This window comes from Agromyces sp. NPDC056965 (assembly GCF_042673425.1).
Taxonomy (GTDB): domain Bacteria; phylum Actinomycetota; class Actinomycetes; order Actinomycetales; family Microbacteriaceae; genus Agromyces.
In genome coordinates this window covers 42,906-56,263 of the sequence record NZ_JBHURI010000004.1, presented here as the reverse complement: position 1 = coordinate 56,263, position 13,358 = coordinate 42,906, and the positions used below count along the sequence as shown (strand labels likewise).

12 protein-coding genes are annotated in these 13,358 nt (G+C 71.0%); 4 read left to right on the top strand and 8 right to left on the bottom strand.

What is annotated here, in order from left to right; genetic code table 11:
• Nucleotides 1-59 precede the first annotated feature (59 nt).
• Both ACFTQE_RS02115 and ACFTQE_RS02110 read left to right on the top strand, forming a co-directional pair.
• Nucleotides 60-968, top strand: coding sequence for a serine hydrolase (locus ACFTQE_RS02115; protein ID WP_056006693.1), 909 nt, complete (start codon nt 60-62; stop codon nt 966-968).
• A gap of 4 nt (nt 969-972) precedes the next feature.
• Nucleotides 973-1,491 carry a GNAT family N-acetyltransferase gene (locus ACFTQE_RS02110; RefSeq protein WP_376923511.1) on the top strand — a complete coding sequence of 173 codons (519 nt, stop codon included), beginning with the start codon at nt 973-975 and terminating at the stop codon, nt 1,489-1,491.
• A gap of 4 nt (nt 1,492-1,495) precedes the next feature.
• Here the strand turns inward: ACFTQE_RS02110 and ACFTQE_RS02105 are convergent, their stop codons facing one another.
• Both ACFTQE_RS02105 and ACFTQE_RS02100 read right to left on the bottom strand, forming a co-directional pair.
• Nucleotides 1,496-2,293 carry an esterase/lipase family protein gene (locus ACFTQE_RS02105; protein ID WP_376923510.1) on the bottom strand — a complete coding sequence of 266 codons (798 nt, stop codon included), beginning with the start codon at nt 2,291-2,293 and terminating at the stop codon, nt 1,496-1,498.
• 61 nt (nt 2,294-2,354) lie between these two features.
• A complete protein-coding gene (locus ACFTQE_RS02100) occupies nt 2,355-2,762 on the bottom strand; it encodes an NUDIX domain-containing protein (protein WP_376923509.1) in 408 nt (135 codons plus the stop codon).
• A gap of 72 nt (nt 2,763-2,834) precedes the next feature.
• Between ACFTQE_RS02100 and ACFTQE_RS02095 the strand changes: the two genes are divergently transcribed.
• The gene (locus tag ACFTQE_RS02095; RefSeq protein ID WP_376923508.1) at nt 2,835-4,148 is read left to right on the top strand and encodes an alpha-hydroxy-acid oxidizing protein; all 1,314 of its coding nucleotides are present in this window, start codon (nt 2,835-2,837) and stop codon (nt 4,146-4,148) included.
• A 4-nt stretch (nt 4,149-4,152) separates the two neighbouring features.
• On the opposite strand, the gene ACFTQE_RS02090 is transcribed toward ACFTQE_RS02095, so the two are convergent.
• Entirely contained in the window at nt 4,153-6,750 is a 2,598-nt protein-coding gene (locus ACFTQE_RS02090) for a rhomboid family intramembrane serine protease (protein WP_376923507.1), read from the bottom strand.
• The gene (locus ACFTQE_RS02085) at nt 6,747-8,081 is read right to left on the bottom strand and encodes an alpha/beta hydrolase (protein WP_376923506.1); all 1,335 of its coding nucleotides are present in this window, start codon (nt 8,079-8,081) and stop codon (nt 6,747-6,749) included. The genes ACFTQE_RS02090 and ACFTQE_RS02085 overlap by 4 nt, the downstream gene beginning before the upstream one ends.
• Nucleotides 8,082-8,203: 122 nt before the next feature.
• Between ACFTQE_RS02085 and ACFTQE_RS02080 the strand changes: the two genes are divergently transcribed.
• Nucleotides 8,204-9,589: a glycine--tRNA ligase gene (locus tag ACFTQE_RS02080; protein WP_376923505.1), complete on the top strand. Its 1,386-nt coding sequence runs from the start codon at nt 8,204-8,206 to the stop codon at nt 9,587-9,589.
• Between the two features lie 71 nt (nt 9,590-9,660).
• Here the strand turns inward: ACFTQE_RS02080 and ACFTQE_RS02075 are convergent, their stop codons facing one another.
• From ACFTQE_RS02075 to ACFTQE_RS02060, 4 genes are all read right to left on the bottom strand, one after another.
• A complete protein-coding gene (locus tag ACFTQE_RS02075) occupies nt 9,661-10,185 on the bottom strand; it encodes an HNH endonuclease signature motif containing protein (RefSeq protein WP_376923504.1) in 525 nt (174 codons plus the stop codon).
• Nucleotides 10,186-10,187: 2 nt separating this feature from the next.
• A complete protein-coding gene (locus ACFTQE_RS02070; protein WP_376923503.1) occupies nt 10,188-11,132 on the bottom strand; it encodes a hypothetical protein in 945 nt (314 codons plus the stop codon).
• A gap of 134 nt (nt 11,133-11,266) precedes the next feature.
• Nucleotides 11,267-11,956 (bottom strand): GNAT family N-acetyltransferase, encoded by a 690-nt coding sequence (locus ACFTQE_RS02065; RefSeq protein ID WP_376923502.1) that lies wholly within the window; start codon nt 11,954-11,956, stop codon nt 11,267-11,269.
• Nucleotides 11,934-13,346 carry a glutamyl-tRNA reductase gene (locus ACFTQE_RS02060; RefSeq protein ID WP_376923501.1) on the bottom strand — a complete coding sequence of 471 codons (1,413 nt, stop codon included), beginning with the start codon at nt 13,344-13,346 and terminating at the stop codon, nt 11,934-11,936. Before ACFTQE_RS02060 ends, ACFTQE_RS02065 begins: the two co-directional genes overlap by 23 nt.
• Nucleotides 13,347-13,358: the final 12 nt, after the last annotated feature.

Sequence of the window (13,358 nt, the reverse complement as noted above, 5' to 3'; positions counted from 1 at the left end):
GAGCGCGCCGCTTTGCGGTGGGGGAGCGCCGACTGTCAGAGGAAGGCCGTGGAATCACCGTGGTGACGTCGTCGCAGGGTTCGGAGCGGCGTGCGCGGCATAGCGACCTCCGGCGCGGCAAGCACCGCACCGAGGAGCCGGGCGAGAACTTCGCCCGCGGGTTCGACGCGCTCGGCGAACTCGCGCTCGCCGGGGTGCAGGTCTCGGCTCGTGCGACCGACCTCGCGACCGGCAAGGTGCTCTTCTCCGTCGACGACCACGTCGTCATGCCCACGGCGTCGATCGGCAAGGTGCTGCTGCTCGTCGAGGTCGCCTCGCGGCTCGCGGGCGACAGCAGCGAGTCGTTCACGGTGCTCGACCGTGCGCCGCGCGACGCCGTCGGCGACTCGGGCATCTGGCAGCACATGCAGTCGCCGTCGCTGCCGCTCGCCGATCTCGCGGCGCTCATCGGTGCGACGAGCGACAACCTCGCGACGAACGTGCTCATCCGTCACGTCGGCCTCGAGGCCGTGCGCGCCCGCACCGAGGCGCTCGGCCTGACCCGAACGGCGCTGCTCGACCTCGTGCGCGACCACCGCGGCCCCGACGACGCCCCGCAGCTCTCGATCGGCTCGGCGAAGGAGCTGACGTGGCTGTTCGCCTCGCTCGCCCGCGGCGAGATCGTCTCGCCCGAGGTGTCGCAGCGCGTCGTCGGCTGGCTCTCGCTGAACGCCGACCTCTCGATGGTCGCGAGTGCGTTCGGACTCGACCCGCTCGCGCACCGCACCCCCGACCACAACGTGCTGCTCATGAACAAGACCGGCACCGACGGCGGCGTGCGCAGCGAGGTGGGCGTGCTCCGGGGGCCGCGCGCGAGCGTCTCGTACGCCGTGTCGATGTACTACGCCGACACCATGATCTCCTCGCGCCTCGCGGTGCTCGACGGCATGCGCCAGGTCGGCCTCGACCTGCTCGAGTACGTGCACTGACGTGGTGATCCGCCCGTTCCGGCCAGGCGATCGCGCCGTCGTCGAGCGACTGCTCGCCATCGCGTTCGAGACGCCGGCGACCACCGCCGACGCGCCGCCCATCGAGGTCGGGTTGAACACGGCGCTGCTCGGCTCCGACGCCCTGATCCCGCATCTCGCGCTCGTGGCCGAGGTCGACGACGAGGTCGTCGGCTACTGCATCAGCACTCGCGCGACGATCGGCGAGGCTGAGGCGCTCGGCCTCGGCCCGATCGGCGTCCTCCCCTCGCACCAGGGGCGCGGCATCGGCGCGGCGCTCGTCGCGGAGACCGTGCGCGTGGCCGATGAGCACGGCGAGGCCGTCATCGTCCTGCTCGGGGACCCCGCCTACTACGGCAGGTTCGGCTTCGTCGCCGGCTCGCAACTGGGCATCACGGCACCCGATGCCGGGTGGGGCGAGTACTTCCAGGCGCTCCGGCTGGCTGCGGCGACCGACGCGCATCGCGGCGGGTTCCGCTACGCGCGCCCCTTCGACGAGCTCTGAACGATCACGCCCGGGCGTGGGCGTCGGCGGCTTCGCCCTCGCCCGCCTCCTCCGCGGCCGCCACGGTCGCTGCGGCCGCATCGGCGACCGCCTCCGGCGTCGCCGAGAGCGACTCGACGGCGGCGACGACGGCCACCGCCGTCTCGGGCGCCGAGAGGATGCGGAAGTGGCCGGCCACCGGCAGCAACCGGTTCGTCGCGCCGGCGAGCGAACTGCCCTCCGGCAGGTGCGGGTCGAAGACGCCGAAGATCGACACGATGCGCGAGTTGACGGATGCCGCGCTCGCGAGCTCCACGATCGTGGCGCTGTCGGGGTCGAACTCGCGCATGCTCGGATCGAGCAGGTAGCGCGCGAGCCGCGCCCCGCCGAACGGGGTGGCGATCGCCACGAGCCCGCGGATGTCGAGGCCGTGATCGGTGTCGGCGAGCAGCAGCCGCTTGCCGACGAGGCCGCCCTTCGAGTGCGCCACGACCACCCGGCCCGCCGTCGGCACCGCGTTCCGCGACAGGGCGCGCACAAGGCGCTCGGCCGTCTCGGGGATGGCGAGCAGGTTCGCGCCGAGCCCGTGGGCGACCTGCACGCGGTAGCCGTGCGCGCTCAGCGCATCGCCGAGCGGCTCCATGAACGACCAGTGCTCGTAGACCCCGGGCAGCAGCAGGATCGTCGGCTTGCCGGCGTCGCCCATCGTCCACCGCTTCGGCGGCTTCGGCACGGTGAGCACCCGCAGCTGCTGCTTCGCCGCGTCGAGGTAGTCGAGCGCCCACCAGAGAGCGAGCGCCCCGATCCGTGCGGGAGACCACATGCCCGCAGTCTACGAGGGCGTGGGCGAAGCGGTGCCGGTGTCTCCCGTGAGCCGTGGCCCGTCAGTCGATGAGACCGGCCGCGGCGAGCCGCTCCAGCACCTCGGCACCGGCGGGCGGGCAGCGATGCAGATCGGCCGTCGTCACCCAGTGCAGGCTGCCGACCTCGGCCGACGCGAAGGGCGCGGCATCCGTCTCGGCGCGGAAGACCCGCATGCGCACGAGGCGGCCGTCGGGCTCGCCGTGCGCCTGCACGACGACCTCGAAGAGCTCCACGAGCGCGGCGGGGTCGAGCACGAGGGCGACCTCCTCGAGCGCCTCGCGGGCCGCAGCCTCCGCCGCGGTCTCGCCGTCGTCGATCTTGCCGCCGGGCATGTAGTACACGTCTCGGTCGCGTGCGGTGACCATGAGCACGCGGCGATCGCGCACGAGGGCGATGGCGGCGACGCGGATGTCGGTGAGCTGAGGCATCCGTTCCACCATACGTCGTCGCTTCGGCCCGGCTACGCTGGCTCGCACCCGATGCAGCGAAGGAGCGAGCCGATGGCCACCGAGGCGATGACCAGTCCACGAGGATTCGCGAGGGACGTGCAGTCGGAGGTGTACCGGGCGGGCCTGTCCGGCATCCGCCCCTCGGTGCCGGTCGACTTCGCCGCACTCGAGCGCGCAGCGCGCAAGGCCGTGTCGGCCGAGGCGTTCGCCTACCTCGCCGGCGGCGCCGGGGCCGAGGCGACGATGGCCGCGAACCGAGCGGCCTTCGCGCGCCGGCAGATCTGGCCCCGGGTGCTCCGCGACGTCTCCGAGCGCGACCTCTCGATCGAACTGCTCGGTCGGCGCCGTGCGACGCCGTTCGTGCTCTCGCCGATCGGCGTCGCCGAGATGGCGCACGCCGAGGCGGATGTCGCGGTGGGTCGGGCCGCCGCGGCGCTCGACGTGCCGTACATCCTGTCGAACCAGGCCTCCCGCCCGATGGAGGAGGTCACCGCCGCCATGGGCGCGCGATCGCGGTGGTTCCAGCTCTACTGGAGCGCCTCCGACGAGCTCAACGCCTCGTTCGTGCGTCGCGCCGAGGCATCCGGCTGCGAGGCGATCGTGGTGACGCTCGACACGCACCTGCTCGGCTGGCGCACGCGCGACCTCGACGCCGCCTACCTGCCGTTCACGCGCGGGCAGGGCATCGCGCAGTACACGAGCGACCCCGTCTTCGCCGAGCTCGTGCGGCAGCGGGTCACCGCGGGGGCGGGCGGCGGGGCGCGCCCGAAGGTCACCCCGAAGCTGCTCGCCTCGGCGTTCTCGATCGCCCGCGCCGGCGCTCGCACCCCGCTCGTCGACGGCGGAGTGCGGGCGGCCCTGCGCTCGCCGCTGCCGCGGGCGGCGATCGAGACCTTCCTCGACGTGTTCTCGAACCCCGCCCTCACCTGGGCCGACCTCGCGAAGCTGCGCGAGTGGACGAAGCTGCCGGTGCTGGTGAAGGGCGTGCTGCATCCCGATGACGCGGCGCAGGCCCTCGACCACGGCGTCGACGGCATCGTCGTCTCGAACCACGGCGGCCGTCAGGTCGACGACTCCGTCGCGAGCCTCGACGCGTTGCCCGGCGTCGTCGACCGAGTCGGCGGGCGCGTGCCCGTCATCCTCGACAGCGGCGTGCGCGGCGGCGCCGACGCGTTCATCGCCCTCGCGCTCGGCGCCACGGCCGTCGGCATCGGCCGCCCCTACGTCTACGGACTCGCGGTCGCCGGGGCCGCGGGAGTGCGCGAGGTCGTGCGCAACCACATCGCCGAGTTCGACCTCACGCTCGGGCTCGCCGGACACAGCTCGGTCGCCGACATCGGACCGGCTTCGCTGCGCGAGGCGTGAGCCGCTACCTCGTGAGCGTCTTCACGAGCGCGACGGCCTCGGCCGGCGACACCTCGGGCAGGTAGGCCTTGCCGATCGCGAGCCCGATCGCGGGCAGGGCCAGCGGATCGGGGTAGGCCATCGAGATCGTCTCGTACTCGGGGTTGAACTTCGCCTTGAACCTGAACAACGACGAGAAGCCGTAGGCCGGTTCGAGGGTCGTGGCGAGGAAGTCGAGGAGCCGTGTCATGACCGTCGGCTCGGGCGGCGTCTCACCCGGCGCGAGTGGCTTCGTCGCGAGCGGGGCGCCCGAGAGGCTCAGCACCTCGGCCCCCGTCTCCTTCATGTGCAGCGCCGCCGAGGCGATGAGGAACTCCATGATGCCGTTCATGCTGCCGTCGGCGCGGCGCATGAAGTCGATGGTCCAGCCGATCACGGCGCCGCCGCGGTAGACGGGCAGCCAACTCGTGACGGCCTGCAACCGCCCGTCGGGCCCGACGGCGAGCATGAGCCGCACCTCTGGATCCTTCAGCTCCTCCATGCCGCCGAGCGTGAAGCCCATCTCGGGCAGCTCCTTCTCGGCGATCCACTCCTCGGAGATCGCGTTGATCTGGGCGACCGTCGCGAGGGGCAGCTCGTCCCAGCTGGTCCAGACCGTGGTCATGCCCTCCTTGATGCCGCGATTCAGCGCCTGCCGCACCTTCTGCCACGGCTTGCCGGTGAGTTCGAGTCCCTTCGTGCGCACGAGCGTCTCCTCGCCCACCGACATGTGCTCCCACTCGAGCTCGTCGAACACGGGCAGGTACTCGGGGTGCACGCTGTAGAAGACGGGCACCCAGCTGTTCGCGTCGCAGAAGGCGGCGAACTCGCGGATGACCCGCCCGCCGGCACCCGGTGCGCAGATCGGGTCGGACATCGTGATCGCGACGCCGTTGATCACCCGGTACGCCACGGCGGAGTCGCCGTCGTCGCTGAACCACGCGACGTTGCCGGGCCAGGTCGACATGAACCCGAGCGTGCCGCCGCCGTTGCGGTGCAGCAGCTCGTGGAGGCGCGCGTCGTCGGCGGTCTTCGCGGCGGTGCCGGTGCGCGACATGAGCCGGATCGCGGCGGCGATGAACACGGCCCAGAACACCGGACCGACGGCCTGGGCGAGGAAGCTCGCGAGGTCGTGACCCGGCAGGACGATCGGGTCGACGACGGCGAGGAAGTGCGGCGGTACGAACCGCTTGAACGTGTCGAGCAGCACGTCCCACCCGGTCGCCGCCGGCCAGTACTCGCCGACGGTCGCGAGGCCCACCGCCAGGTACAGGCCGGCGAGCACGACGAACGCACCGCTCACGATCACCGCGAATCGCGCGAACGCACCCTGCGGCGCCCGGATCTGGAAATGCCGTCTCGTGACGATGAGCATGACGATGATGCCGATCGGCAGCGCGAGCACCGCGAGGATCCAGACGAGCAGCTCACCGAAGTCGAACACGGTCCACGTGCCGTCGTCGACGTCGGCGGTCGTCACCGTGACGTCGAACGCCGTGCGGGCGAAGAGCAGGATGGCGGCGTTCACGGCGATCGCGAGCCAGCGGGCGAAACGTCGGCCGTGCCGGAGCCCCCATGCGGCGACGAGCAGGAGCAGCACCGGCACGAACGAGAGCAGGAACATGCCGAACCCCTGGGCGCTCAGCAGCGCGAGCTGCGCGGTGCACGACTCGGAGGCGGCCGCCGCTGCGGTGGCGGCGTCACCGCCGCACTGCGCCATGACGGCCGCGCGCTCGAGCGGCTCGTCGGCGTAGAGGTACGAGCCGAAGGCGAAGGGCGTGAGCTCCGAGCGGTTCACGAGGGCCACGATCGGGCCGATGCCGGTCACGGCGACGACGGCGGCGACGAGCGTGCGGGTCTCGCGGTGCGAGCTGCGCTTGGCCGAGAGGGTCGAGGGATCGCGGGTGAACACGGCGCCGAGCAGGTAGCCGGCGATCGCCGCGACCAGGCGGTACGCATTCGACGAGTCGCCGTCGTAGAGCACGAACACGAGGATGAAGGCGATCGTCACGACACGGATGCGTCGGCGCCACAGCCTGCCCATGAACGCCGTCGCCGTGATGAGCGCGCCCACGATGCCGGCGAGCGGGTCGAGGGTCAGGTCGGCGGCGGTGCCCGACGCCCACCATTCGCCGGCCAGTGAGCCGATCCACTGCAGCACGGTGCCGATCGCGACGCCGAGCGCGCCCGTGACGAGGAACGCGACGATCGTGCGCCAGGTGCCCATGCGCCGCTCGGCGACGCCGAGGAGCACGAGCGCCGCGAGCACGCCGAACACCAGCTGGAACGGGTCGAACGGAATCACGAGCGCGGTCGCGACGGTCCACCACTGCCGGCCGTCGACCGTCGTGATCACTCCGGCCGCCCACGTCGTCGCCGTCTGCTCTGACGCGGGGCCGAAGAACGTCCCGGTCACGATCGCCGTCACGACGAGCAGCACCGCCACGGCGATGCTGAAGGGTACACGGCGGATGAATCCGCCGAGCGCCTCGGCCGTGGAGCGCAGCCGGCCGTTCGGCTCGGAGTCCTCGAGGCCTCCGGCGCGGTCGGCCGTTCGCTCGCCGTGTTCCTGCATCTCGCTCATGGTGCCGACAATCCGAGTCTGGGGGAGAGCACGTCGAAGCCCTTCTCGAGGCCGCCCGTCAGCGCCACCACGTCGTGATCGGCGCCGGGAACGAGGAAGAGCGTCGTCTGCATGGCGGCCGCCGTCGCGGCATCCGCCAGTCGTTCGGTGCCGCGCACGAACGCGAGGTCGTTCTCGCCGACCGTGAAGATCGCGACCGAATCGGGGTAGGGCGCCTTCGCCGCCATGCTGTTCGCGGGCTTGACGAGGTCGTAGGCGAACTGGTCGCCGTTGAAGATCTCGTCCAGCACCTCATCGGGGTTCTCGGCGCCCGCGTACTCGACGGGCGAGACGGCGAGCAGGTTGCCGAACACCTCGGGGTACTTGGCGCCGAAGTAGGCCGCGCAGCCGCCGCCGTTCGAGTACCCGGCGACGGTCGTGAACTGCCGCCCCTGCAGCACGCCGAGTCGCTGTTTCGCCCACGGCACGACGTCCTGCATGACGTAGCTCTCGACCTTGCCGAGCTTGCTGTCGAGGCAGAGCGGATCGTCGGACGGATCGCCCAGTTGGTCGATCACGAGGGCGATCGGTGCGAGCCCGCCGTGCTCGGCCGCGAAGTCGTCGAGCACGCCGCCGATGAAGCTCGCGTCGGGGTCGCCGGGCTGGCCCATCATCATGACGACGAGGGGGAGGCGCGGGGCATCCGTCACGAGCGCCGCCGGCGGCAGGTAGATCTGCGCGGGCCGTGCCGCGAAACCCGACACCGCGTTCGGCACCCCGCCCTGCACGATGCCGACCTCACCGGTCGCGGGCATGTCGGGCGGCGGCGTCCACGTCGCGTACAGCGGTTCGGCCGGGTCGACGATCGTCGCCGGGTCGGGGACGGGCGGGTCGATCGTGTCGGCGGTCGAGATGTGGAACATCGACCCGAGCGTGGGGTTCAGCCCGTAGGCGGCGTTCACGCCGAACGCCGCGGCCGCCGAGAACAGCGGGATCGCGAGCAGTGCGATGAGCTTCCGCCACCACCGCGAGTGCCAGAGGTTCCAGATCGCGACGGTGATGCCGGCGAACGCCGCAGGCACCCAGAGCCACGCCGAATCATCGACCGGGCCGCCGAACGCGTCGAGCACGTTGACGCCGATCCAGAGCACCGCGACGCCGATGAGCGCGCCCAGGATGAGCAGCACGAACACCGTCAGCACCCAGGCCCAGCCCGGCCCGCGGAAGAGCAGGTAGAGGAAGACCAGCGCCGCGAGCGCATACACCGTCATCACGAACGGCCCGTCGATCACGTTCAGTTCCCAGATGAAATCCCACACCGTCGCCCCCTCGGCCATGGACGTGATGGGCACAGCGTACCGACCGTGCGCTCGTTCGCGGTCGCGCCCGCCCGTAGGATGGTGACACCGTGTCGTTTTCCGGCATTCGCCCGATGCGGCGTTCGCCAGATCCCCCCAGGACCATTGGAGCCACCGTGGCCGCACCCAGCCGTCTCGAATCCGTCATCGCCCTCGCCCAGCACCGGGGCTTCGTCTTCCAGGCCGGCGAGATCTACGGCGGATCCCGTTCCGCGTGGGACTACGGACCCCTCGGCGTCGAGCTCAAAGAGAACATCAAGCGTCAGTGGTGGCGGTACATGGTCACCGGCCGTGACGATGTCGTCGGTCTCGACTCGAGCGTCATCCTGCCGAAGCAGGTCTGGGTCGCCTCCGGGCACGTCGGTGTCTTCACCGACCCGCTCGTGGAGTGCCTGCACTGCCACAAGCGCTTCCGTGAAGACCACCTGCTCGAGGCCTTCGAGGAGAAGAAGGGTCGCGCACCCGAGAACGGCATGGGCGACATCGCCTGCCCGAACTGCGGCACCCGCGGTCAGTGGACCCCGCCTCGCGACTTCAACATGATGCTGCAGACCTACCTGGGCCCGGTCCAGGATGAGTCGGGGCTGCACTACCTCCGCCCCGAGACGGCGCAGGGCATCTTCACGAACTTCGCGAACGTGCTGCAGGCCGCTCGCATGAAACCGCCGTTCGGCATCGGCCAGATCGGCAAGTCGTTCCGCAACGAGATCACGCCCGGAAACTTCATCTTCCGCACGCGCGAGTTCGAGCAGATGGAACTCGAGTTCTTCGTCGAGCCCGGCACCGACGACCAGTGGTTCGAGTACTGGCTCGACTACCGATGGGACTGGTACGTCGACCTCGGCGTCGACCCCGAGAACCTGCGTCGCTTCGAGCACCCCGCAGAGAAGCTGTCGCACTACTCGAAGCGCACCGTCGACATCGAGTACCGTTTCGGCTTCACCGGTGGCGAGTGGGGCGAGCTCGAGGGCGTCGCGAACCGCACCGACTTCGACCTCACGACGCACTCGGAGCACTCGGGCAAGGAGCTCTCGTACTTCGACCAGTCGAAGAACGAGCGCTGGATCCCGTACGTGATCGAGCCCGCCGCCGGTCTCACCCGCTCGCTCATGGCGTTCCTCGTCGACGCGTACCACGTCGAAGAGGTGCCGAACGCGAAGGGCGGCGTCGACACTCGCACGGTGCTGCGGCTCGACCCGCGTCTCGCTCCGGTGAAGGCCGCCGTGCTTCCGCTCAGCCGCAACGAGAAGCTGTCGCCGCTTGCTCGCGAGGTCGCCGCGTCGCTGCGCAAGCACTGGAACGTCGACTTCGACGACGCCGGTGCCATCGGTCGTCGCTACCGGCGTCAGGATGAGATCGGCACACCGTTCTGCATCACGGTCGACTTCGACTCGCTCGACGACAACGCGGTGACGGTGCGTGAGCGCGACAGCATGGAGCAGGTGCGCGTGCCGCTCGCCGAGCTCGAGGGGTTCCTCGCTGCGCGCCTGATCGGCGCGTAGCGCGCTCGGGTAGAGCGCTGGCGCGTTGCGCGATCTGCGCAGAGCTCTACCCCGCGATGGAGGCGACGCGTTCAGACTCGGCCGGCCCCGCTCCGACAGGTGCCGGGGCGAGTCGCGCCGGATCGACTGGATTGAGGATGTCTGGCGGGCGTCTTCGGCCGCATCGCTCTCGGCGTCTGCGCTGGATCGACGCCGGCCGGCGGGATGAGCCAGTAGTCCGCACCGGTGCGCCGGACCTCCCATCCCTGGTTGTGGTACCTGAGATGGTCTCTTCGGCACAGCAGGATGCCGTCGGCGAGATCGGTGCGCCCGCCGTCGCGTTGCCAGTGGTCGATGTGGTGCGCCTCGGTCCAGGAGGGCGGGCGCGTGCAGTCGGGATCGAGACAGCCGCCGTCGCGCACCGCGAGCGCGACCTTCTGCCGGTCGGTGAAGAGCCGCTCGTCGCGGCCGAGGTCGAGGCAGGCGCCGTCGTCATCGAAGAGCATCGGCAGGTAGCCCTCGCAGAGCCCCGTGTGGATGTCGACGAGCGGGATGCGATCGGGATGCCCCTCGATGGCTCCCGAACCAATGCCCGAGCCGAGTGAGGCGGCGTTCACGATCAGCCGAACCGACGGCTTCCTGTCGTCGAGCACGCGCGTGGGGTCGACACTCGCTCCGGCGCGGAGCAGCTGCACGAGCCCCTCGGCCGCGTCGCGCTCACGAGCCGCCCGCGCATCGGCGAAGGCGGTATCGCCGCGAACGGGATCGCCGAAGCCGCGCCGCATCGGGCGGCGGTGCGACGAGGGTGGGTGAGCTGGTCGAACACCGCCTTCACGAGCATGCCGCTCTCGGCGTCGAGCTCGAACTCGCCGCGCACCATGCCGTCGGGCTTCACCCACACGCGCCAGAACTGCTGCTCGCGCTGCCGCTCGGCACGAACGGCCACCCCGGCCGCATCGATGCGATCGCGAGCCTGCCGGGCGAGACGCCGAGCGGCGTCGGCATGCAGGCCCTCGCACTCGGCGATGACGCCCACGAGCATCGAGGCCAGTGCGTCGTCGTCGGCATCGCCGCCGGGTTCGCCGAGCCCTGACCGGATCGCATCGGCGACGCCAACGGTCAGTCGACCGCTCGTGACGGCATGGCTCAACTCGCGGAACCACGGCGCGACCGGTGCCGCCACGAGTGCGGCGAGCTCGGGATCATCGTGCCGCGCGGTCTCGAACACCGCCGCAGCCTCGGTCTCGGCGACCATCTGCCCGACCCCGACCAGCGCCGTGGTCTCGCGCTTCGACGAGTGCGTGATCGACTGCAGCAACTCGCCCGCGTTCGCATGGCCCGCGCGCTGCGCGAGCCCCTGGAGTCCGAAGGCGATCTTCGATCGGCGAACGACCTCGGCGGCCGCAAGTGCCTGTGCTCGCTCGACCTCGTGCCTGAGCGCCGTGATCGCCTCGACGGCTTCGACGAGGGCACGGTCGTCGAGCGCGCTGAAGCTGCTCGACGACGGTGCGCACGACGACATCAGGGCGGTCAGACCACTGAAATCGGGGAGCGCTTCGGACATGTTCCATGGTCTCGCGAAACGCCGACATTCGAACGTATGTTCCACAGATTGTGGATAACTCTGTGGAGAGCGCTGCTCGAGAGCGCGGGGCGAGAGAGCGAGAGAGCGAGGGAAGCTCCGCGTGCTGCGGAGCCCTACGTGAGAGAAGCCGCCCAATCACGGCGGAGCATGCCGTACACGGCGGAGTCCTGCCACTCGTCGTTGTACGCCTCTTCGAGCATGGTTCCCTCGTGTCGCATGCCGAGACGTTCGCACAGGGCGGCGGATGCCGTGTTGCGCGGGTCGAGGTACGCCTCGAGACGGTGCGGCTCCAGCCGGTCGAACGCGAAGTCCCGCACCGCCGCGGCGGCTTCGTAGGCGTAGCCTCTGCCTTGGAAGTCGGGATGCACGATCCAGCCGAGTTCGAGTCGCGCGTTGGCGAAGCTCGAGACTCTCACCATGATGTCGCCGATCACGCGCGGGCCGTCGTCGTCGCCGACGGACGGGGTGTCGGGCAGCGTCATGGCGAGTACGAAGTAGTCGCCGTCGCCGGCCAGCACGCGGGCGGCCGCGCGCCGCGCGGTCGCCTCATAGCCCTCACCGCGGTCGCGTTCGGGCCACGGGATGTAGCGGAGCACTTCGGGGATGCGTTGGTACTCGAACACGTCGGGGGCGTCCGATGCCTCGAGCGGCCGCAGTACGAGACGCTCCGTGCTGATCGGCGTCTCGGTCAGTGCGGTTGCGTCGTAGGGGAATCGCAGCGCCGGCGGCCCGTCGGCGGCTGCGGCGGCAGCTCGATCGAGCGGAGTCGTGGTCGCGGGGTCAGGCGTGGCGTTCTCGTGCATCGTCACGAAGCGTACCGTGCGCCTCCGACGTGGCCGCCGCGGCATCCGCTTCGGGAGCGACGCCGAAGATCGCCGCGATGCCGTCGATCCAGGCCTGCTGCTCGCCGGCGCGTGCGAGCTCGCGCGAGCGCACCATGGGGGTGTGCAGCAGCACGCCCGCCATGTGGCGCAGGGCCTCTTCGGTGCGTCCGTCGGCGTCGCCGCGCGAGCGGGCGCGTTCGATCTCGCCGTCGAGCAGGTCGAAGACGTGACGCCGCAGGGCGACGACGGCCGGCGCGAGGTCCTGCTCTTCGCGCGCCTCGCCGAAGGCCCGGGCCGCTCCGCCGACGATCGCGCGCGCGGCATCCGTCGCACCGAACTCCTCGAGCGGGGCGTGGATGCGGATGGTCTCGAGGTCGAGCAGTTCGACGCCGTGCACCTCGACGACGTCGGGGGCGACGTTGCGGGGGAGACCCAGGTCGATCACGAGCTGGCGCTCGACGGGTGCTGCGACGGGCTCGGCGACGAGACCGAGCGATCGAACGGCGGCAGGCGCAGCAGCCGGCGAACCGGCGACCGACACGTCGGCGACGGATGCCTCGAAACCCGCCCTGCCCGCTTCGAGCAGCGCGCGGTCGACGACGTGGTGCTCGGCCGTGGTGCACGTGACGATCACGTCGGAGGTCGCGGCCGCTGCGGCGACGTCGCGACGCCCGACCGCCTCGATGCCGTGGTTCGTCGCGAACTTCGCCGCGCGACCCGAGGGGGAGAAGACGCGCACGTCGGTGACGCCGCGGTCGCGCAGGGCTGCGAGGGAGGCCCCCGCGAAGCGACCGGTTCCGACGAGCAGCACGCGGGTGGCGGCCCAGTCGGTGATGCGGCTCTCGGCGAGCTCGAGCGCGAGGCGCACGACCGACCGGCCCTCGTTGCCGATGCCCGTCTCGTTCTTCACGCGGCGCGAGATCTGCGAGGCGCGCTGGAAGAGTCGTTCGAGGTCGGGAGTCGTGGTGCCCTCGCCGCGGGCGCGTTCGAGCGAGCGACGCACCTGGCCCGCGATCTCGCCCTCGCCGACGACGACCGACTCGAGGCCCGACGCGACGGCGAAGAGGTGGCCGGCGACGGCGTTGCCGTGCACGAAGCCGAACGTCGAGCGCAGCTCCTCGGGCTCGAGGCCCGCGACGGCGCCGACGGCGCGGATCGCCTCGTGCACCGCGGGCACGGGTGAGTCACCCTCTGCGGCGTCGAGGTCGAGGTACGCCTCGAAGCGGTTGCAGGTGGCGACCACGACGGCGCCCTGCACGGAGGGGTGACCCTCGCGGAGACGGGGGCCGGCGGCGTCCGCGGTCACTGAGAGGCGTTCGAGCATGTCGAACCCGGCGTTCTTGTGACTCGCGGTGAGGCAGATGAGCACGAAGGGATTCTA